At 45.0% G+C, this 589-nt stretch carries 1 protein-coding gene; it reads left to right on the plus strand.

The annotated features are described in order from the left end of the window. Window positions 1-540, plus strand: a 540-nt coding sequence (locus H4J62_RS19985; protein WP_404842528.1) for a transposase, incomplete at its 5' end; no start/stop codon positions are given. Window positions 541-589 lie beyond the last annotated feature (49 nt).

Below are 589 nucleotides of genomic sequence, written 5' to 3' on the forward strand. Positions count from 1 at the left end.
GCTCGACAAGCCAATAAAGAAGATAAATGCACGGGGCACTTTTGGGAAGGACGCTTTAAATCACAAGCCCTGCTCGATGAAGGGGCATTACTTGCTTGTATGGCTTATGTAGATTTAAATCCAGTACGTGCGGGCATTGCTCCAACACCTGAGCAATCGAATTTTACCAGTATTCAACTGCGTATCAAAGCAGCCATTATCGGAGAGCAACCGACAACGTTATTACCTTTTACGGGCCATGAACAGCAAGAGAAAACCTCCGGTATCCACTTTAGCTTGAAGGACTATTTAACCCTTGTAGATGAAACAGGTCGCGTAATAAGAGCAGACAAACGAGGCGCTATCGATAACAAAACCGCAAATATACTGTCAAGACTTCACATCAGCGATGAAAGTTGGCTCAAACTTACCACAAACTTTGAAGGTATATTCACGGGCGCGGTCGGCACCGCAGAGCATTTGTCTGAATTTACTGAGCACGTGGGGTTAAAGCGCGCACACGGTAAAGCAAATGCCCAAGCTTGTTTGAATAGCGCGTAAACATAGCTACATTCAAAAACAGCAAGAAAAATACAGCTACCTTGGGGGA

The sequence above is a fragment of the Colwellia sp. BRX8-5 genome, from assembly GCF_014077325.1.
Lineage (GTDB): Bacteria > Pseudomonadota > Gammaproteobacteria > Enterobacterales > Alteromonadaceae > Colwellia_A.